18 protein-coding genes and 1 riboswitch are annotated in these 19,789 nt (G+C 74.9%); of the genes, 12 read left to right on the plus strand and 6 right to left on the minus strand.

Features of this window, described 5'->3' with window-relative positions; all coding sequences use genetic code 11:
* Positions 1-86: 86 nt before the first annotated feature.
* Together H9L09_RS16165 and H9L09_RS16170 are read right to left on the minus strand one after the other, a co-directional pair.
* Positions 87-827 carry an anti-sigma factor family protein gene (locus H9L09_RS16165; RefSeq protein ID WP_187577874.1) on the minus strand — a complete coding sequence of 247 codons (741 nt, stop codon included), beginning with the start codon at positions 825-827 and terminating at the stop codon, positions 87-89.
* Positions 820-1,404, minus strand: a complete 585-nt coding sequence (locus H9L09_RS16170; RefSeq protein WP_187577875.1) for an RNA polymerase sigma factor — start codon at positions 1,402-1,404, stop codon at positions 820-822. Before H9L09_RS16170 ends, H9L09_RS16165 begins: the two co-directional genes overlap by 8 nt.
* Positions 1,405-1,550: 146 nt before the next feature.
* Here H9L09_RS16170 and H9L09_RS16175 point away from each other — a divergent pair, with 146 nt between their 5' ends.
* A complete protein-coding gene (locus tag H9L09_RS16175; protein WP_187577876.1) occupies positions 1,551-2,081 on the plus strand; it encodes a COG4315 family predicted lipoprotein in 531 nt (176 codons plus the stop codon).
* A gap of 21 nt (positions 2,082-2,102) precedes the next feature.
* Here H9L09_RS16175 and H9L09_RS16180 read toward each other — a convergent pair whose 3' ends face one another.
* Positions 2,103-2,765: an alpha/beta hydrolase gene (locus H9L09_RS16180; protein WP_187577877.1), complete on the minus strand. Its 663-nt coding sequence runs from the start codon at positions 2,763-2,765 to the stop codon at positions 2,103-2,105.
* A 109-nt stretch (positions 2,766-2,874) separates the two neighbouring features.
* On the opposite strand from H9L09_RS16180, the gene ligA reads away from it, so the two are divergent.
* Entirely contained in the window at positions 2,875-5,022 is a 2,148-nt protein-coding gene (gene ligA, locus H9L09_RS16185) for an NAD-dependent DNA ligase LigA (protein WP_187577878.1), read from the plus strand.
* On the opposite strand, the gene H9L09_RS16190 is transcribed toward ligA, so the two are convergent.
* The 3 genes from H9L09_RS16190 to H9L09_RS16200 form a co-directional block, all read right to left on the minus strand.
* Positions 5,023-6,453: an FAD-binding oxidoreductase gene (locus H9L09_RS16190; RefSeq protein WP_187577879.1), complete on the minus strand. Its 1,431-nt coding sequence runs from the start codon at positions 6,451-6,453 to the stop codon at positions 5,023-5,025.
* A gap of 126 nt (positions 6,454-6,579) precedes the next feature.
* Positions 6,580-7,473 (minus strand): aldo/keto reductase, encoded by an 894-nt coding sequence (locus tag H9L09_RS16195; protein ID WP_187577880.1) that lies wholly within the window; start codon positions 7,471-7,473, stop codon positions 6,580-6,582.
* A gap of 11 nt (positions 7,474-7,484) precedes the next feature.
* Positions 7,485-8,456: a helix-turn-helix transcriptional regulator gene (locus H9L09_RS16200; RefSeq protein ID WP_187577881.1), complete on the minus strand. Its 972-nt coding sequence runs from the start codon at positions 8,454-8,456 to the stop codon at positions 7,485-7,487.
* 62 nt (positions 8,457-8,518) lie between these two features.
* On the opposite strand from H9L09_RS16200, the gene H9L09_RS16205 reads away from it, so the two are divergent.
* From H9L09_RS16205 to H9L09_RS16250, 10 genes are all read left to right on the plus strand, one after another.
* Positions 8,519-9,088, plus strand: coding sequence for a DinB family protein (locus H9L09_RS16205; RefSeq protein ID WP_187577882.1), 570 nt, complete (start codon positions 8,519-8,521; stop codon positions 9,086-9,088).
* A 27-nt stretch (positions 9,089-9,115) separates the two neighbouring features.
* Complete coding sequence (locus H9L09_RS16210; RefSeq protein WP_187577883.1) at positions 9,116-9,718, plus strand: DinB family protein; 603 nt, start codon at positions 9,116-9,118, stop codon at positions 9,716-9,718.
* Positions 9,719-9,846: 128 nt separating this feature from the next.
* Positions 9,847-10,146 (plus strand): Asp-tRNA(Asn)/Glu-tRNA(Gln) amidotransferase subunit GatC, encoded by a 300-nt coding sequence (gatC, locus tag H9L09_RS16215; RefSeq protein ID WP_187577884.1) that lies wholly within the window; start codon positions 9,847-9,849, stop codon positions 10,144-10,146.
* Positions 10,146-11,669 (plus strand): Asp-tRNA(Asn)/Glu-tRNA(Gln) amidotransferase subunit GatA, encoded by a 1,524-nt coding sequence (gene gatA / locus H9L09_RS16220; RefSeq protein ID WP_187577885.1) that lies wholly within the window; start codon positions 10,146-10,148, stop codon positions 11,667-11,669. Before gatC ends, gatA begins: the two co-directional genes overlap by 1 nt.
* On the plus strand, positions 11,666-13,186 hold the full coding sequence (gene gatB / locus H9L09_RS16225) for an Asp-tRNA(Asn)/Glu-tRNA(Gln) amidotransferase subunit GatB (RefSeq protein WP_187577886.1): 1,521 nt from the start codon (positions 11,666-11,668) through the stop codon (positions 13,184-13,186). The genes gatA and gatB overlap by 4 nt, the downstream gene beginning before the upstream one ends.
* 15 nt (positions 13,187-13,201) lie before the next feature.
* A riboswitch (cobalamin riboswitch) is annotated at positions 13,202-13,351 on the plus strand.
* Positions 13,352-13,496: 145 nt separating this feature from the next.
* Entirely contained in the window at positions 13,497-15,185 is a 1,689-nt protein-coding gene (locus H9L09_RS16230) for a hypothetical protein (RefSeq protein ID WP_187577887.1), read from the plus strand.
* Entirely contained in the window at positions 15,182-16,189 is a 1,008-nt protein-coding gene (locus tag H9L09_RS16235; protein ID WP_187577888.1) for a hypothetical protein, read from the plus strand. The genes H9L09_RS16230 and H9L09_RS16235 overlap by 4 nt, the downstream gene beginning before the upstream one ends.
* Positions 16,190-16,196: 7 nt before the next feature.
* Positions 16,197-17,297, plus strand: coding sequence for an energy-coupling factor transporter transmembrane component T (locus H9L09_RS16240; protein WP_187577889.1), 1,101 nt, complete (start codon positions 16,197-16,199; stop codon positions 17,295-17,297).
* Positions 17,294-18,874 (plus strand): ABC transporter ATP-binding protein, encoded by a 1,581-nt coding sequence (locus tag H9L09_RS16245; protein WP_187577890.1) that lies wholly within the window; start codon positions 17,294-17,296, stop codon positions 18,872-18,874. The genes H9L09_RS16240 and H9L09_RS16245 overlap by 4 nt, the downstream gene beginning before the upstream one ends.
* Complete coding sequence (locus tag H9L09_RS16250; protein WP_187577891.1) at positions 18,871-19,785, plus strand: ECF transporter S component; 915 nt, start codon at positions 18,871-18,873, stop codon at positions 19,783-19,785. The genes H9L09_RS16245 and H9L09_RS16250 overlap by 4 nt, the downstream gene beginning before the upstream one ends.
* The last annotated feature ends 4 nt before the right edge of the window (positions 19,786-19,789 follow it).

Here is a 19,789-nt window from a genome sequence, read left to right on the forward strand (position 1 = left end):
TTCCCGCCGACCGGTTCCCGCCGATCGGTCCGCGCCGATCGGTCCGCGCCGACCGGCTCGGCCCGATCGGCTGCGGCCGCGCGGGTTCAGAGGGTGGTGCGGGACCAGACCGGTCCGGTGCCCGCGCCGGAGACCATGACCACCTCGGCGACCCGCGAGGCCGGGGCGCGCACCACCCAGGTCCCGGTGCGGCCGCGCACCGTCCAGTAGCCGGCCTCGACGGTGCGGCCGTCCCGCAGCCGCAGCCGGCAGGTGTAGCTCATGCCCGGCTGCGCCCCGCGCACCGAGACGACCAGCACGGGGCCGCGGGCGTCGACCCCGGAGACCACCGTCCCGACGGCGGTGCCCGCGGAGGTGCGCAGCGTCCCGGCGTGCGCCGAGAGGGTGACCGCCGGCGGCTGCGGTCCGGACAGGCTCTGCGCCCCCACCAGCCCGATGGCCAGGCCCGCCGCCAACCCTGCTGCGGCCGCCACCCAGCGGCGGCGCACCGGGCTCTGCCCGCGTCGGGGGCCCCGTCGCACCGCGTGCCGCACCCCCGGTTCGGAGCCGGCCGGCGCCGCCGTCACCACCGCCGGCTCGGGGCGCCCGGTGCGGCGCTGGTCGGCGAGGGCGCCGAGCACCCGGGCCTCGAACCCCGGCGGCGGGTCGACCGCCGGCGCGGCGGCGAAGGTCTCCTCCACGGTGGCCGCGAGCGCGTCGTACTCGCCGCGGCAGCGGGGGCAGTCCGACAGGTGCCGGACCATCGCGTCCCGCTCCCCGGGGCCGAGCTCATCCAGCGCCAGCGCGACCAGGGCGTCGGTCGGGTGGGACCGCGGAAGCTCAGCCATGGTGGACCCCCTCCTCCGGCGCCAGCGCGGCGCGCAGCCTCTTCAGCCCGGTCCGGATCCGCGTCTTCGCGGTGCCGAGCGGGATCTCCTCCCGGGCGCTGACCTCGGCGGCGGTGCAGCCGCCGATCACCGCGAGCACCACCGCACGGGCCTGCTCCGGTGGCAGGGTCCGCAGCCGCGCGGTCACCCGGGCCGACTCCAGCCGGTTCACCAGGGCCTCCTCCGAGCTTTCGCCGAGGGTGCCGACCAGCAATGCCTCGAGCACCTCGTCGTCCACCGCCACCGGCCGTCGCGAACGCACCGCGTCGACGGCGAGGTTGTGGGTGATGGAGAGCAGCCAGGTGAGCACCGAGCCCTTGCGGATGTCGTACGCCGCGGCGGCCCGCCAGGCGCGCAGGAACGTCTCCTGGCTGACGTCCTCGGCCAGGCCGCGCTCCCGGGTGATCGCGATGGCCAGCCCGTAGACCTGCGCCTGGAAGCGCCGGACGAAGGCCACCTCGGCGGCCTCGACGCCACTGGCCAGCCCGGCCAGCAGGGCGGCGTCGTCGGCCCGTGCGGCGAGGGACGGAGCGCTCATGTCGGGGTGTACGTCGGCGCGCCCGGAACGGATTGCGCCGGAGCGCAATCCCTTGCCGGCGCGGGGCCGTACCACCCGCGCCGGAAGGTCCGGCCGGGTGCGGCGCCGCGAGGTGCGCATCCCGTCCCACCCCCCTCGGAGGAACCATGAGACCGACCAGGATCGCCGCTGTCGGCGGGCTGCTGCTCGCGGGCACCCAGCTGCTGGCGGCCTGCGGCGGCGGCTACGGCGCGGGCAGCGGCCCGTCGAGCTCGTCCACCACCCAGTCTGGCACCGGGGCCGCGACCCGGACGAGTGCCGCGAAGGTCGGGGCCGCCGACAGCAGCTTCGGCAGCATCGTGGTCGACGGCCGCGGGATGACCCTCTACACCTACAGCCCCGACGTGCGCGGCAAGAAGAGCAACTGCGAGGCGGGCTGCCTGGCGTTGTGGCCCGCGCTGACGGGGACGCCGACCGCCGGGACCGGGGTCGAGAAGAAGCTGCTCGGCACGATCCGGCGCAGCGACGGCACACCCCAGGCCACCTACGACGGCTGGCCGCTCTACCGCTTCGCGCAGGACTCCGCCCCCGGTGACGTGAAGGGCCAGGGGCTGGACGGCATCTGGTACGTCGTCCGCCCGGACGGCTCCAAGGTCACCCAGACCAGCGGCGGGGGCGGCGGCGGGTACGGCTACTGAGCCGCGGGTCGCCGGTTCGCGCTACGGGGTGAACCGGCGACCGGTGGCCGCGTCGAGCTGGGTCAGCGAGCGCTGGACCGCGAACGCGTTCCAGGCCGGGATGTCGCGGAACATGTAGTGGCCCACCCGGCCCATGTCGGTGAAGGTCGCGGAGGCGGCGACCTGCTCGGCGCGGCGGACGAACTCCTGCGTCTGCCGGGCCGAGGTGATCTTGTCGGACCGGCCGTGCGCGGCCGCGAGGTGCCTGCCGTCCAGCGCTGCGTTCGGCTCGTCGGCCGGCAGCCACGGCGCGAGCGCGACCACGCCGGTCACGCTCGGATCGTCGGCCACCGCGACGGCGGTCCGTGCGCCCATCGAGTGGCCGAGCAGGACGACCGGCAGGTCGCCGTAGGCCCGGCGTGCCTCCTCGAGGGCCCAGCGGGCGTCGGGCACCGGGGAGGGACCGGCGGCGCCGCGGGCGTTCCAGCCGCGCACCGAGTAGCGCAGCAGCCAGAGCGCGGCGCCGCCCCGGGTGACCCGGCCGCCGATGTGCTCCATCATCCAGCGCGACCGCCGCCACGAGGCGCTGCGGTCGTCGACCGGCGTCAGCCCGTCCGCGCGGCCGCCGTGCAGCATCAGCACCAGACCCCGGGGCTCGGTGAGGTCGCGGCGGGTGAGGGACGGGCCGGGGGAGTGCTCGGTCATGCCTCGATCCTCTCGGGTGGGTGGTGAGCCGGTGACGTGCGCCGTTCGTCGCGGCGGGCCGAGGGGATGGGTGCGGTTGGATGTCGGTGCGGGGCGGCAAGATAGCGCCATGAGCGAGATCCCCGAGAGCGCCGGAGCCGAGGTCGCCGCCGCGACGCCCGCGGCCCACGAGGAGCACCAGCAGCTCGCCGAGGAGGTCGAGGAGGCGCGCTGGCGCTACTACGTCCTCGATGCGCCGACGCTCTCCGACGCCGACTTCGACGCCCGGATGCGGCGGCTGGAGGAGCTCGAGGAGCAGTTCCCCGAGCTGCGGACCCCCGACTCGCCGACGCAGAAGGTCGGCGGCGCGGTCTCCACCGACTTCGCCCCGGTCGACCACCTGGAGCGGATGCTCAGCCTGGACAACGCGTTCTCGCCCGAGGAGCTCGCCACCTGGGCGGCGCGGATCGAGCGCGAGGGCATCACCGACGCGGAGTACCTCTGCGAGCTCAAGGTGGACGGGCTGGCGCTCAACCTGCTCTACGAGGACGGTCGGTTGGTCCGCGGCGCCACCCGCGGCGACGGCCGCACCGGCGAGGACGTGACGCCCAACGTCCGCGCCATCGACAACATCCCGGACCGGCTGACCGGCACCGAGGAGCACCCGGTGCCCGCGCTGGTGGAGGTCCGCGGCGAGGTGTTCCTCCCGGTGGCGGCGTTCACCACCCTCAACGAGTCCATGGTCGAGCAGGGCCGGCCGCCGTTCGCGAACCCCCGCAACGCCGCCGCCGGCTCGCTGCGGCAGAAGGACCCGCGGGTGACCGCCACGCGTCCGCTGGCGCTGGTCTGCCACGGCGTCGGCGCCCACCAGGGGTTCGACGCCGTGCGGCAGTCCGAGGCCTACGCCGCGCTGGCCGCGTGGGGCCTGCCGGTCAGCGACCGGGTCCGGGTCGTCGCGGACCTGGCCGGGGTGCAGGAGTTCATCGACCACTACGGCGAGCACCGGCACTCGGTGGAGCACGAGATTGACGGCGTGGTGGTCAAGGTCGACCAGGTCGCGCTGCAGCGCCGGCTCGGGTCGACCTCCCGCGCGCCCCGGTGGGCGATCGCCTTCAAGTACCCACCCGAGGAGGTCAACACCAAGCTGCTCGACATCCGGGTCAACGTGGGCCGCACCGGCCGGGTGACGCCGTACGGCGTGATGGAGCCGGTCAAGGTGTCCGGGTCGACGGTCGAGATGGCCACCCTGCACAACCCGTTCGAGGTCACGCGCAAGGGCGTGCTGATCGGCGACACGGTGGTGCTCCGCAAGGCCGGTGACGTGATCCCGGAGATCGTCGGGCCGGTCGTCGACCTGCGCGACGGCACCGAGCGGGCCTTCGAGATGCCGACCCGCTGCCCCGCCTGCGGCACCGAGCTGCGTCCGGAGAAGGAGGGCGACAAGGACATCCGCTGCCCCAACGCGCGCTCCTGCCCGGCGCAGCTGCGCGAGCGGCTGTTCGCGCTGGCCAGCCGGAGCGCCTTCGACATCGAGGCCCTCGGCTGGGAGGGATCGATCGCGCTGCTCGAGGCGGGGGTGGTCACCGACGAGGGCGACCTGTTCGACCTGACCGCCGCCGACATCGCCCGGGTGCCGCTCTACACCCGCGCCGCCAAGAAGACCGACGGCGAGGAGGCGGTCCGCGAGGGGCGCGTGCTCTCGGCCAACGGCGAGCGGCTGGTGGCCAACCTCGACGCGGCCAAGGACCAGCCGCTGTGGCGGGTGCTGGTCGCGCTGTCGATCCGGCACGTCGGCCCGACCGCGGCCCGGGCGCTCGCCGAGCACTTCGGGTCGCTGGACGCGATCCGGGCGGCCACCGTGGAGGAGCTCGCCGCGGCCGAGGGCGTCGGCGGGGTGATCGCGGAGTCGATCCAGGCGTGGTTCGAGGTCGACTGGCACGTCGCGATCGTGGACAAGTGGCGGGCCGCCGGCGTCCGGATGCACGACGAGGTCGACGAGTCGAGGCCGCGGACGCTGGAGGGGCTGAGCATCGTGGTCACCGGGTCGCTGCCCGACTACAGCCGCGACCAGGCCAAGGAGGCGATCCTGGCGCGCGGCGGCAAGGCCGCCTCGTCGGTGTCGAAGAAGACCGACTTCGTGGTGGTCGGCGACTCGCCCGGATCGAAGTACGACAAGGCGGTGTCGCTCAAGGTCCCGATCCTCGACGAGGACGGTTTCCGGGTGCTGCTCGCGGACGGCCCCGAGGCCGCCCGCGAGAAGGCCCAGGTCGGCGAGTAGCTACCGGCTGCGCTGCGTCGGGACCGTGGGCGGCTGCCAGCCGGTCGGCGGGACGTTGTGGTTGGAGCGGAACAGGTTGTCCGGGTCCCACTCGTCCTTCAGCGCGACCAGCCGGCGCAGCTTCTCCTCGCCGAAGCCGGCCCGGAGGTCCGCGGCGCCGGTGCCGGGCTCGAAGTTGAGGTAGGTCCCGCCGGTGGCCGCGGGTTCCACCGCCGCGCTGAAACGACGTACCCACGCCATCTCCCGCTCGGTCTCCTCGGGAGTCGCCCAGCAGGCGATCGGGTGCGCCATGTACGGCGCGCTCCGGTTGCCGGCGGCCGTGGCCTCCTCGGGGACCCGGCTGACGGCACCGGCGTTGCGGAAGATCACGCCCTGCGTCATCGGCGAGCCGATGCTCCGACCGACCTCGAGGTAGTCGTCGAGGACCTGGTCCGGCAGGCTCGCCAGGTGCTGCCCGCGGTGGTAGTTCAACCAGCCGCGCGGGGCGAACCCGTCGATCATCGCCTGGAAGGCGGTGTAGGGCATCGGCTGGACCAGGTCCACGCCGCCGGCGAGCAGCTCGCGCAGCGGGCGTACGGCGTCCTCGCCCTCCGCGGGGTCACCGACCCAGGCGGCGACCACCGCCAGCACCGGGGTGCCGACGAGCTCGGGCGGCACGAACGGCTCCGGCGGCGCGAGCACCGCCACCAACGCGGTGACCAGGCGCTCGTCGGCCTGCTCGACGATCTCGCGGTAGCCGCGGACCACCTCGTTCGCGTGCTCGTCGTTGGGCACGACGATCATCCCGGCCGTCAGTGCCGCCGGGATCCTGTGCAGGCGCAGCTCGTAGGCGGTCACCACGCCGAAGTTCGCTCCGGCACCGCGCAGCGCCCACATCAGGTCCGGGTGCTCGTCGTCGCTGACGTGCAGGAACCGGCCGTCGGCGGTGACCAGGTCGGCGGCGACCAGGTTGTCGCAGGTGAGCCCGAACACCGGGGAGAGCCAGCCGTAGCCGCCGCCGAGGGTGAACCCGCCCACTCCGGTGGTGGTGACCCGCCCGCCCGGGGTGGCCATGCCGAACAGCTCGGCCTCCCGGTCGTACTCGCCCCAGAGCATGCCGCCCTGGGCGACCGCCGTGCCCCGGTCGGGGTCGACGTGCATCCCCTTCAGTGCGGCGAGGTCGATGAGGACACCGCCGTCGACGACCGCGGTGCCGGCGACGCCGTGGCCGCCGCAGCGCACCGAGACCGGCAGTCCCGAGGCGCGGGCGTAGGCCACCGCGTCGATGACGTCGGCGGCGCCGTGTGGTCGGACCACCAGGGCAGGCCGGTGGTCGATGCTGCCGTTGTAGATCGCCCGAGCGGCGTCGTAGGTGGGGTCCCCGGGGCGGATCGTCTCGCCGTGGAACGAGGCGCTGAGCTCGGGGCCCGGACTGGCCAGTGTGGAAGTCATGGGTCTCCCTGCGGATAGGGCCTGAGTTCCCCCGCACCCACCGACTCAACGCCGCACCGGCAGAGGGGTCAATGACACCGACGGGTGGTTGCCGAGCCGGAGCGGTGCCGCCCGGCGGGGTCCGGCTCAGGCGAGGGCGAGGAGGTCCTGCTCGCTCAGCCGGAGCGCCGCGGTCGCCACGTTCTCGCGCAGGTGAGCAGGGTCACCCGTGCCCGGGATCGCCAGCACGTGGGCGCCCCGGTGCAGCGTCCAGGCGAGACGGACCTGGTGCGGCGACACCCCGTGGGCCGCTGCCACGGTCTGGACCGCCCGGCTGTGCTCGGTGGTCGCTCCGGCCTCCCGCCGGGTCCCGGCGAGCGCGAAGAAAGGCACGAAGGCGATGCCCCGCTGGGCGCACACCTCGAGCACGTCGTCGTCGCGCCGCAGGTCCACGGCATAGGCGTTCTGGACGCACACCACCGGTGCGATGGCCTGGGCCTCGTCGATGTGGTCGACCCGCACGTTCGACAGGCCGAGGTGCCGGATCAGGCCCGCGTCGCGCATCTCGGCGAGCGCGCCGAACCGATCGGCGATCGAGTCCTCGCCGGGTTTCCGGAGGATCCGCAGGTTGACCACGTCGAGGCAGTCCCGGCCGAGCCGGCGGAGGTTCTCCTCGACCTGCCGGCGCAGCTGCGTGGCCGTCGTGGCCATGAAGAAGCGGCCCGCGGAGTCGAAGCCTGGCCCGACCTTCGTGCTGATGACGACGTCGTCCGAACCGGCCGGGAGGGCCTCACGGATCAGCTCGGTCGCGTGCCTCGTCGGACCGCTGCCGACGGCGAGGATCCCGCCGGGGGAAAAGTAGAACGCCGCCGTGTCGATGTGGTCGACGCCGAGCTCCACGGCCTGCCGGATCACCCGGATCGCCCGCTCACGGTCCTGGCCGGCCGTGACGCGCATGGACCCGAAGCCCATCCGGTTCACGGCCCGGTGGCCGAGCATCCAGGTGCCGGCCGCGCCGGCATCGAGCTGAGAGGGGTGCATCGCCGTGCACCCTAGCGGCGGTCCGACGGGACGGCGTTCGCGGCGCGGGTGAGGGTGTCGGCGAGCCGACGCACGACCTCCTGCAGCTCCGGCGGGTCGAGCACCGTGAAGGGCGCACCGACCTGGGCGAGGTAGACGCACAGGTGCTCGAGGTGGTCGGCGCCCGTGGTGAGCACGCAGGCGTCCGCGCCGTCCGGTTCGACGGTGCCCGCGGTGGCCGGGACCCGGTCGGACACCACGGCGGCGGGGGCCTCGAACCGCACCCGCGCCACGTGCCGGTAGGGCGACCGGGTGATCGAGTGGGCGACGTACGCGCGGGCGTCGGGAGCCTCCCGGGGCCGGAAGCCCCAGGTGGTGGCTCGCACCGCGCTCATCCGGTCCAGCCGGAAGGACCGCCAGTCCTCCCGGTCGAGGTCCCACGCGAGCAGGTACCACCGGCGGCCCGTCGCCACCATCTGATACGGCTCGAGTCGGCGCTGCGACTCCTCGCCGCCGTGGGCGAGGTAGGTGAGCTCGACGCGCCGGTGGTCGCGGCTGGCCCGCGCCAGGGTGAGCAGCACCTCCGGGTCCACCGCGGTGGTGCTGGACTCCAGGGTGACGGTGGCCTCCTGCAGCGCGGCCACCTGGGCCCGGAGCCGGCCGGGCAGCACCTGGTCGAGCTTGGTCATCGTCCGCAGCGCCGCCTCGCCGACCCCGGCCACCGTGCCGCCGGCCGCCAGCCGCAGGCAGACCGCGACCGCCACCGCCTCCTCGGCGTCGAGCAGCAGCGGCGGCAGCGCCCGGCCGGCGCCGAGCCGGTAGCCGCCGCCGACCCCCTTGCTGGCCTGGACCGGGTAGCCGAGGTCGCGGAGCCGGTCCACGTCGCGGCGCACGCTGCGCACGGTGACGCCGAGGTGCTCGGCGAGCTCCGGTCCGGTCCACACCGGCCGGGACTGCAGCAGCCCGAGGAGCTGGAGCACCCGCCCGGTCGTGGTCTGCGCCATGCCCGCAGTGTCCCAGACGCAGAGGACAGGAACTGTCCTGTTGTGCTGGAAGCATCGTGGCCATGACGACCCACACCCGCGCCGGGCTCAACGCGCAGCTGGTCGAGCAGCTCGACTTCCACTGGCAGCACCAGCTGCGGCCCCGCCTCGCCGGCCTGAACGACGAGGAGTACCTCTGGGAGCCGGTGCCCGGCGCCTGGAGCGTGCGCCCGCGCGGTGCCGGAACCGCCGGGCTGCAGGTCGGCACCGGCGCGCACGCCATCGACTTCACCCACCCGGCGCCGGTCCCCGCCCCGGTCACCACGATCGCCTGGAGGTTGGCCCACCTCGTCGTCGGCGTGCTCGGAGCCCGGGTCGCCGCACACTTCGGCGGCCCGCCGTGCGACTACGAGCACTGGGAGTACGCCGGCACGGCGGCGGTCGCGCTCGGCCAGCTCGACACCGCCTACGCCGCCTGGACCGCCGGGGTCCGGGCCCTCGGCGAGGACGGGCTCGGGCGGCCCTGCGGTCCTGCCGAGGGACCGTGGGCGGAGCACCCGATCAGCGAGCTCGTGCTGCACATCAACCGCGAGGTGATCCACCACGGCGCCGAGGTGGCGCTGCTGCGCGACCTCTACGCCCACCGCTTCTGAGCATCCCCACCCGAGAGGACTCCTGCCATGCCGGCACTCGCCCCGCCCTTCACCACCGAGCGCGACGGACTCGTGAGCTACGTCGCCCAGCAGCTCGACGCCTTCCGGGCGGTCTCCTTCGGGCTGACCGACGAGCAGGCCCGGGCCACCCCGACCCCCAGCACGCTGTCGGTCGGCGCCTTGATCAAGCACGTCACCCGCAGCAGCCGGGGCTGGGTGGAGCGGATCGAGCACGCCCCGGAGCCGCCGCCGGCCGACGGGCGGCCGGCCGCGGAACGGATGGCGGAGTACGCCGACGACTTCGTGATGCGCGAGGACGAGACGCTCGACGACGTCCTCGCCCGCTTCGACCGGCAGGCCGGGCTGACCCTGCGGGCGCTGCACGAGGCGGACCCGGACACGCCGGTGCCGGTCCCGCACGACGCCCCCTGGTTCCCCCGCGACGTCGAGCACTGGTCGGTCCGCTGGGTGGCGCTGCACCTGGTCGAGGAGCTGGCCCGGCACGCCGGCCACGCCGACATCATCCGCGAGGCCGTCGACGGCGCGACGATGTACGAGCTGGTCGCCGGTCGCGAGGGCTGGCCGGAGACCGACTGGCTCAAGCCGTGGCGGCCGCCGACCCCGGTGTGAGCGACCGTGCTGTGACGGACCCGGGACGCAGCCCCGGTGACTGCGGCCCACGCGGCGACCCGCGACCCGGCCGGGCTCCCGCGGCACCCTAGGATGGGTGGTTCCGACACCGTCCTGGGAGCAGCCGCATGCCTGAGATCACCCGTGCGGAGGTGGCACACCTCGCCGACCTCGCGCGGATCGAACTGTCCGACGCCGAGCTGGACCACCTCGCGCCCCAACTGGCGGTGATCCTCGACTCCGTCGCAGCGATCAGCGACGTGGCCGCCGAGGACGTCCCGCCGACCTCCCACGCGCTGCCGCTCACCAACGTGTTCCGCGCCGACGTGGTGGTCCCCGGGCTGACCGCCGAGCAGGCGCTCGCCGGTGCGCCCGAGGTCGAGGGTCAGCGCTTCAGCGTGCCCCGGATCCTGGGCGAGGAGGCCTGATGAGCGACCTGATCCGCCGCACCGCGGCCGAGCTGGCCGACGCGCTCGCAGCGGGGGAGACCTCCTCGGTCGAGCTGACCCAGGCCCACCTGGACCGGATCGCCGAGGTGGACGGCGCCGTCCACGCGTTCCTGCACGTCGACGCCGAGGGCGCGCTCGCGCAGGCCCGCGCCGCTGACGATCGCCGCGCCTCCGGCGCGACCGCCTCCGCCCTGGACGGGGTGCCGATCGCGGTCAAGGACGTGCTCACCACCCAGGGCCTCCCGACCACCTGCGGGTCTCGGATCCTCGAGGGCTGGGTGCCGCCGTACGACGCCACCGTGGTCGCCCGGCTCCGCGCGGCCGGCCTGCCGATCCTCGGCAAGACCAACATGGACGAGTTCGCGATGGGCTCCTCCACCGAGCACTCCGCCTACGGGCCCACCCACAACCCGTGGGACCTGGACCGGATCCCCGGCGGCTCCGGCGGCGGGTCGGCCGCCGCGGTCGCCGCCTTCGAGGCCCCGCTCGCGATCGGCACCGACACCGGCGGCTCCATCCGGCAGCCCGGAGCGGTCACCGGGACGGTCGGCGTCAAGCCGACGTACGGCGGGGTGTCCCGCTACGGCCTCGTGGCGCTGGCGAACTCCCTGGACCAGGCGGGCCCGGTCACCCGGACCGTGCTGGACGCGGCGCTGCTGCACGAGCTGATCGGCGGCCACGACCCGCGCGACTCGACCTCCATCGACCAGCCGGTCCCGGCACTGGTCGAGGCCGCGCGCCAGGGGGCTGGCGGCGACATGTCCGGCGTCCGGATCGGCGTCGTCAAGGAGCTGACCGGCGAGGGCTACCAGTCCGGCGTCCAGGCACGCTTCGACGAGGCGGTCCAGCTGCTCGTCGAGGCCGGCGCCGAGGTCGTCGAGGTCTCCTGCCCGAGCTTCGTGCACGCGCTGGCGGCGTACTACCTGATTCTGCCGGCCGAGGCCTCCTCGAACCTCGCGAAGTTCGACGCGATGCGCTACGGGCTGCGGGTGCTGCCCGAGGGGATCGACGACCCGAGCGCCGAGGAGGTGATGCGGGCGACCCGCCACGCCGGCTTCGGCGACGAGGTGAAGCGCCGGATCATCCTCGGCACCTATGCGCTCTCCAGCGGCTACTACGACGCCTACTACGGCCAGGCCCAGAAGGTGCGCACCCTGATCAGCCGCGACTTCGCCGCCGCGTTCGAGCAGGCCGACGTGCTGGTCTCGCCGACCGCGCCGACCACGGCGTTCAAGCTCGGCGAGAAGCTCGACGACCCGCTGGCGATGTACCTCAACGACCTGGCCACGATCCCGGCCAACCTCGCCGGCGTGCCCGGCATCTCGGTGCCCAGCGGGCTCGCCGCCGAGGACGGCCTGCCGACCGGGCTGCAGATCCTGGCGCCGGCGATGGCCGACGACCGGGTCTACCGGGTCGGCGCCGCCGCGGAGGCGCTGCTGACCGACCGCTGGGGCGGGCCGCTGCTCGGCCAGGCCCCGGACCTGACGGGAGTGACGGCATGAGCACGACGACCAGCCCCGAGGTGCTCTCCTTCGAGGAGGCGCTCGAGCGTTTCGACCCGGCCCTGGGCCTGGAGGTCCACGTCGAGCTGAACACCGCCACCAAGATGTTCTGCGGCTGCCCGACCGAGTTCGGCGCGGAGCCGAACACCCAGGTCTGCCCGGTCTGCCTCGGCCTGCCCGGGGCGATGCCGGTGGTCAACGAGAAGGCCGTCGAGTCCGCGATCCGGATCGGCCTGGCGCTGAACTGCCGGATCGCGCCGTGGTGCCGGTTCGCGCGGAAGAACTACTTCTACCCCGACATGCCGAAGAACTTCCAGACCTCGCAGTACGACGAGCCGATCGCCTTCGACGGCTGGACCGAGGTGGAGATCGACGACGGCCAGGGCGGCCTCGAGCGGCACCGCATCGAGATCGAGCGCGCGCACATGGAGGAGGACACCGGCAAGTCGCTGCACGTCGGTGGCGCCACCGGCCGCATCCACGGCGCCGACCACTCGCTCGTGGACTACAACCGCGCCGGGATCCCGCTGATCGAGATCGTCACCAAGCCGATCATGGGCACCCGCGAGAAGGCGCCGCTGGTGGCCAAGGCGTACGTCGCGCACCTGCGCGAGCTGCTGCTCGGCCTCGGGGTCTCCGACGTGCGGATGGAGCAGGGCTCGCTGCGCTGCGACGTGAACCTGTCGCTGAGCCCCGCCGGCGCCGGCACCCTCGGCACCCGCACCGAGACCAAGAACGTCAACTCGCTGCGCTCGGTGGAGCGCGCGGTGCGCTACGAGATCGGCCGGCAGGCGGCGATCCTGTCCGCCGGCGGATCGATCGTGCAGGAGACCCGGCACTGGCACGAGGACACCGGGGTGACCACCTCGGGCCGGGAGAAGTCCGACGCCGAGGACTACCGCTACTTCCCGGAGCCCGACCTGGTGCCGGTGGCACCGGCGGCGGAGTGGGTGGAGGAGCTCCGCGGCGCGCTCCCCGAGCCGCCGCGCGTGCACCGGGCCCGGCTGCAGGAGGCCTGGGGCTTCTCCGACCTGGAGATGCGCGACACCGTCGGTGCCGGAGCCCTGCTGCTGGTGGAGCAGACCGTGGCCGCCGGGGCCTCCCCGCAGAGCGCCCGGAAGTGGTGGCTCTCCGACATGGCCCGGCGTGCCAACGAGCAGGGCGTCGAGCTCGACGCGCTCGGCGTCACCCCGGCCGACGTCGCGCGGGTGCAGGCTCTGGTGGACGAGGGTCGGATCAACGACAAGCTGGCGCGGCAGGTCTTCGACGGCGTCCTCGCCGGCGAGGGCACCCCCGACGAGGTCGTGACCGCTCGTGGCCTCGAGGTGGTCTCCGACGACGGGGCGCTCTCGGCGGCGGTGGACACCGCGATCGCGGCGCACCCCGAGGTCGCCGACAAGATCCGGGACGGCAAGGTCGCCGCGGCCGGGGCGCTGATCGGCGCGGTGATGAAGGAGATGCGCGGCCAGGCCGACGCCGGCCGGGTCCGTGAGCTGATCCTGGAGAAGCTCGGCTGACAGGGCCGTGTCGTGTTAGCCTCGGCGCGGCCCGGTTGGGCCACCCAACTCACGCCCACAGGTGGGGGAAGCCGGTCCGAATCCGGCGCTGACCCGCAACCGTAGGTCGCCTGCTCCCCGGAGCAGGCGACAAGCCGGAACACCCGCTGTGACGCGTCCTTACACACACGCTGTCGTGGAAAGCAGCGGGTGGCGTCCCTGCCTCCCGTCTGCGTGCAGCGGGAAAGGCACCATGAACGTCCTGCCCTCATCCCCCCGGGAAACCGGCCACCCGATCGCGCGCACCGGTCGGGCACGTCGCCGGGCGGCGGTGGCCCTCTCGAGTGCCACCCTCACCGGCCTCGCGCTGGCCGGCCCCGCGCCGGCAGCCCTGGCCGCGCCGGCGGCTGCGGTCTCCGCACCGGCCGCCACCTCTGCCGGCTCGGCCGCGAGCCTGGTCCCCGACGGCGCCGACCCCCGTCCCGTGCTGGTCGGGGCCGACTGGCTGACCGGTCAGCTCGACGCGAGCGGCCTGCTCCACAACGACCAGTACGACTTCGCCGACTACGGGCTCACCGCCGACGCCGGCTTCGCGCTCGACGCGGCCGGCGGGCACCAGGGCGCGGTCACTGCGATCACCGACGCGCTCGCGGCGCACGTGGACTCCTACACGACCGGCGTCGACTTCGACGCTCCTGACGACGTGTACGCCGGCGCGGTCGCGAAGGTACTGTCCCTGGCCACCAGCCAGGACCGCGACCCCCGCACGTTCGGCGGGGAGGACCTCGTCAGCCGCATGGAGTCGGTCGTGCTGACCGGGGGTCGGCTGAACGGGCGGATCAAGGACGTCAGCGCCTACGGCGACTACAGCAACACCATCGGGCAGGCCTTCGCCGCCCGTGGGCTCACCGCCGCGGGCTCGCCCCTGGCCGACGACGCGACCGGCTTCCTGCTCCAGCAGCAGTGCCTCGCCGGCTACTTCCGGCTCACCTTCGCCGCGGAGACCGCGGCCGAGCAGAGCTGCAACGCCGGGGTCCGGGCCGACGACCCCGCGGGGCAGGCCGACCCCGACGCCACGTCGCTGGCCACGCTGCAGCTGATCCGGATCGCCGCGTTGCCGGGGCTCGACCCGGCGCTCGCCACCCGGGTCGACGACGCGATCGGGGCGGCGACGACGTGGTTGCGCAGCCGCCAGCAGCGCAACGGTGCGCTCGGTGGCGGCACCGCCACCGAGGCTGCGAACACCAACAGCACCGGTCTGGCCGGCTGGGTCTTCGGCGAGGCGGGGGAGACCTCCGCGGCTCGCCGGGCCGCCGCGTGGGTGCGCGCCCGGCAGGCCGACGAGCCGCGCCGGTGCCCCTCCGGGCTCACCGCCGAGACCGGGGCCATCGGCTACGACGACGCCTCCGTCGCGGCGGGTCGCACCGGTGCGATCCCGGTGGAGAGCCGCGACCAGTGGCGCCGGGCGAGCACCCAGGCGCTCCCCGCGCTGCGCTGGGCACCTGCCGCCGCGGCCCCGGCCCTGCGGGGCCCGCGGGACTACGTCCGGGCCGGCCGCGACGCCCGGCTGGTCGCGACCGGGACAGCCCCCGGCTCGCGGGTCTGCTTCGTCCGCGGCGCGAAGGCGACGGCACGCACGGCCGGAAGCGCCGGCCGGGCCGCGGCCGACCTCCGGATGCCCTGGGGCACCCGGGAGACCACCGTGTCGCTGCGCACCGGCGCCGGCACGATCGCCTCGACCACCGTATCGGTCCTGGGCCGCGCCCGGTTCTCCGTCGAGCTCGCCCAGCGGTCCGTGCCGCGTCGCGGGATCCAGACCGTGACCGCGACGGGTCTCGCGCCCGGGGAGTCCGTGGTGGTCCGCTACCGCGGCGAGCAGGTCCGGCGCACCGAGGCCGACCGACGCGGCCGGCTGACCACCCGGTTCCGGGTCGGCAGCCGTCTCGGCGAGGTGACGGTCCGGGTGCTCGGCGAGTTCCCCCACCGCGACGGCGCGGCCACGTTCACCGTGCGCCGATGAGCAGCGTCCGCAGGTTCGCCGGGGCCGCAGTCACGCTCGGCGCCGTGGCGGCGACCCTGCTGGCCGCGCCGGTGGTCGCTCCCGCGAGCGCCGCCGGCGGCTTCTGCAGCGGCGGCGGGGTGAACGTGGTGGTCGACTTCAAGGAGCTCGGCGGCGGCGTCCAGAAGGGCTGCGACCCGAACGGCGCCGGCCGCACCGCGGACCAGGTCGCTCCGGCCGCCGGCTTCACGCTCAGCTATGTGAGGAGCCAGCCGGGCTTCGTCTGCCAGGTCTCCGGGGAGCCGACGGCCGACCCCTGCGCGAAGACGCCACCTTCGAACGCCTACTGGGGCTTGTGGTGGTCCGACGGCACCTCGGCCACGTGGACCTACTCCAGCCAGGGCGCCGGGTCGTTGAAGGTCCCCTCCGGCGGGTCGATCGCCTTCTCCTGGAACGGCGACACCGGGTCCAACCCGCCGGGCGCCGCACCGGCGCAGGCCACGGCCGGCACCCCGACGCCGACGAAGTCCCCGACCAGCGCGCCCACCGCGTCGGCCGGCGGGGGCGGGACCGGGGGCGCCGGCGGGACCGGTGGCAGCGGCGGGACCGCCACGGGCGGGACCGGCTCGGCCGGGACCGGTACGGCGCCCGCTCCCACCGGCCCGACCGCCGCCGTCTCGACCAGGGCGGCGCCCGCGGCGGGCACGAGCAAGGGCGGGAGTCCCGCGTCGGCTGCGTCCGACGGGGCCGGCACGACGAAACGCGCCCACCCGGGCCGGTCCGGGAGGTCGGGACGCCACGCGGCGGGGAGGACCGCCACAGCGGCGGCCTCGCCGGGCGTCGCCCCGACCGGCCCGGTCACCTCGCCCGCGGCTGCCGCCGAGACGCCGCAGACCGCGCCCGCGGCCGCGACGGTCGAGGAGGGCCGGCTCCCGCTGTGGGCGCCGCTGGGGCTGCTCGGGGCCGTCCTCGCCGGAACGGCCACCGCGCTCGTCGTACGCAGACGGGGACGCCCTCCGCTGTGAGCCGACCATGACCGGCGCCCGCGTCGCCCGTGACCTGCACCCACTCGCCTGGTGGGTGTGGGCCATCGGGCTGGGCACGGCGGCGTCGATGACGACGAACCCGTTGCTGCTGGTGCTCGTCATGGCCACAGCCGCGTTCGTCGTCGCGTTGCGCCACGGCGACCACCCCTGGGCGCGGTCGTTCCGGCTCTACCTCTGGCTGGGGCTGGGCATCGTGGTGATCCGGGTGGTGTTCCGGGTGCTGCTCGGCGGTTCCGAGGGCGGCACCGTGCTGGTCGCGCTGCCGGAGATCCCCCTGCCCGACTGGGCCGCGGGCATCCGGCTGCTCGGGCCGATCACCACCGAGGACATCCTCGCCGGGCTGTACGACGGGCTGCGGCTGGCCGGGATCGTGATCGCGGTGGGGGCCGCCAACGCGCTGGCCAACCCCAAGCGACTGCTGAAGTCGATGCCCGCCGCGCTCTACGAGATCGGCAGTGCGCTGGTGGTCGCGGTCACCGTGCTGCCCCAGCTCGCCGACAGCGTCCAGCGGGTCCGGGCGGCGCGCGCCCTGCGTGGTGAGCCGGCCAGCCGGTGGGGCGGTCTGCGCCGGCTGGTGGTGCCGGTGCTCGAGGACGCGCTCGAGCGGTCCATGCGGCTCGCCGCCGGCATGGACGCCCGCGGCTACGGCCGCTCCGGCTCGGCGACGGCCGGGCAGCGGCGCACCACCGGCACGCTGATGGTGGTCGGGCTGCTGGGCATCTGCGTCGGGATCTACGCGGTGCTGGACCTGACCGCGCCGCGGCTGCTCGCCGCGCCGATGCTGGTGGCCGGCTGCCTCCTGGCCCTGGCCGGCTTCGTCTCGGCCGGCCGGCGGGTCGAGCGCAGCCGCTACCGGCCGGACCCGTGGCGGGTCGCCGAGACCGCGGTCGCGGTGTGCGGGCTGGTCACGGCGACCGTGTTCGTCTGGGTCGGCCGGTCCCACCCGTTGCTGATGCACCCGGGTCTCGACGAGGCCCCGGCGGTCACCGTGACGCTGCTGGCAGGCATCCTGGTGGCCGGGATCCCGGCGTTCGCCAGCCCGCCGCCGCAGGACGCCGTACTCCCGCGGGAAGGAGCCCGTCGATGATCGAGCTGAGCGGTCTCAGCTTCGGCTACGACGACCAGCAGGTGCTGCGCGACGTCGACCTGGTCCTGGAGGACGGCGAGTTCGTCGTGGTCGCCGGGCGCACCGGCGTCGGCAAGTCCACGCTGCTGGGCACCTTCAACGGGCTGGTGCCGCAGTTCACCGGCGGCACCCTCACCGGCGACGTCCTCGTCGACGGCCGCAGCGTCGTCGAGCTGCCGCCCCGCGAGCGCGCGCACCTGGTCGGGTACGTCGGCCAGGACCCGGCCGCCGGGTTCGTGACCGACACGGTGGAGGAGGAGCTGGCCTACGGCATGGAGCAGCTCGGCCTCGACGCGGCCACCATGCGCCGCCGGGTCGAGGAGACCCTGGACCTGCTCGGGCTGGCCGAGCTGCGCGACCGCGACCTGGCCACGCTCTCCGGCGGCCAGCAGCAGCGGGTCGCGATCGGCTCGGTGCTGCCCATGCACCCCCGGCTGCTCGTGCTCGACGAGCCGACCTCGGCGCTGGACTCCACGGCCGCCGAGGAGGTGCTCGCCACGCTCACCCGGCTGGCCCACGACGTCGGGATCACCGTGCTGATCGCCGAGCACCGGCTGGAGCGGGTCGTGCCGTTCGCGGACCGGCTCTGCCTGATCGAGCACCGGGGGCTGCGGGTCGGTCCGCCGGCGGAGGTGCTGCGGGAGGCTCCCGTCGTGCCGCCGATCGTGGCGCTCGGCCGGCTGGCCGGCTGGGACCCGCTGCCGCTCTCGGTGCGCGAGGCCCGCCGCCGGGCCCGGGGCTGGACCTCCACGATGGCGCCCCCGCAGGTGAGCGTCGGGTCCGCGGCCCGACCCGTCCTGGAGGTCCGCGGGGTGAGCGTCTCCCACGGCCGCCGGCCCGCGGTCCGCGACGTCGACCTGAGCGTCGCCGCGGGCGAGATCCTCGCGGTGATGGGGCGCAACGGCTCCGGCAAGTCGACGCTGCTCTGGACGATCCAGGGCAGCAAGGCACGCGACCGCGGGTCGGTCCGCGTGGCCGGCTCGGATCCGGCGAAGCTGGCTCCCGGCAGCCGCCGTACCCTCAGCGGACTGGTGCCGCAGACCGCCGCCGACCTGCTCTACCTCGAGACGGTCGCCGAGGAGTGCGCCGCCGCCGACCACGAGTCCGACCGGCCCGCCGGGAGCTGCCGGACGCTGCTGGAGCGGCTGGTGCCCGGCGTCCCCGACGACCGGCACCCCCGCGACCTCTCCGAGGGGCAGCGGCTGGCGCTGGTGCTGGCGATCGTGCTCACCGCGGAGCCGCCGCTGGTGCTGCTCGACGAGCCGACCCGGGGCCTGGACTACCCCGGCAAGGAGGCCCTGGCGCGGATCCTCGCGGCGCTCGCCGCCGAGGGCCGGGCGGTGCTGGTGGCGACCCACGACGTGGAGTTCGTGGCCGAGGTGGCCGACCGGGTCGTGGTGCTCGCCGAGGGGGAGGTGGTCTCCTCCGGGCCCACCGCCGCGGTGGTCGCGGAGACCCCGGCGTTCGCGCCCCAGGTGTCGAAGATCCTCGGGCCGGAGTGGCTCACCGTCGCCCAGGTCAGCGGAGCGCTGCGATGAGGCGCGGCCACCAGGGCGGGGTCGTGCCGCTGCTGCCGCGGTCCGGGCTGGTCCTCGGCGTCGCGACGCTGGCCGGCCTGATGATGTTCCTGTGGCCGCTGCTGGTCCGGGTGCCGACCACCGGTGCCCAGGTGCAGCCGCCGTTCCTGTTCCTCGCGCTGCTGCCGGTGGTGATCGTGGTGGTGCTCGCCGAGCTGTCCGAGGGCGGCATGGACTCCCGGGCGCTGGCGGTGCTGGGGGTGCTCAGCGCGGTCAACGCGGTGCTGCGCGGGGTGAGCGCGGGGGTCGCCGGCCTGGAGCTGGTGTTCTTCCTGCTGATCCTGGCCGGCCGCGTCTTCGGCCCCGGGTTCGGCTTCGTGCTCGGCTGCACGTCGCTGTTCGCCTCCGCGCTGCTGACCGGGGGAGTGGGGCCGTGGCTGCCGTACCAGATGCTCACCGCGGCCTGGGTGGGTCTGGGCGCCGGGCTGCTGCCGGGCCGCCGCTCGGGGCGCCTGCGTGGCCGCGCCGAGATCGCCCTGCTGGTGGCGTACGGCGTCGTCGCCGCCTACGGCTTCGGCCTCTTGATGAACATGTCGAGCTGGCCCTACGCGATGGGGATCGCGCTGCCGGGCCACGAGGGCGGCCTGTCGTTCGTGCCGGGCGACCCGCTCACGGAGAACCTGCACCGGTTCTTGATCTACACCCTGCTCACCTCGACCGGGGGCTGGGACACCGGGAGGGCGATCACCAACTCGGTGGCGCTGCTGCTGCTCGGGCCGGCGGTGCTGGCGACGCTGCGCCGGGCCCGGCGCCGGGTCCGGGTGGTGCGTGTGTCCACCGGAGCTGGTCCGGACCGGCCCCGTCCGTCGACGGGTGCGGGGGACACCGAGGGCGTACTGTCGGGACAGCGAAGCCGTTCCGGCTTCCGATGAGGAG

The sequence above is a fragment of the Nocardioides mesophilus genome (genome assembly GCF_014395785.1).
Lineage (GTDB): Bacteria > Actinomycetota > Actinomycetes > Propionibacteriales > Nocardioidaceae > Nocardioides_B > Nocardioides_B mesophilus.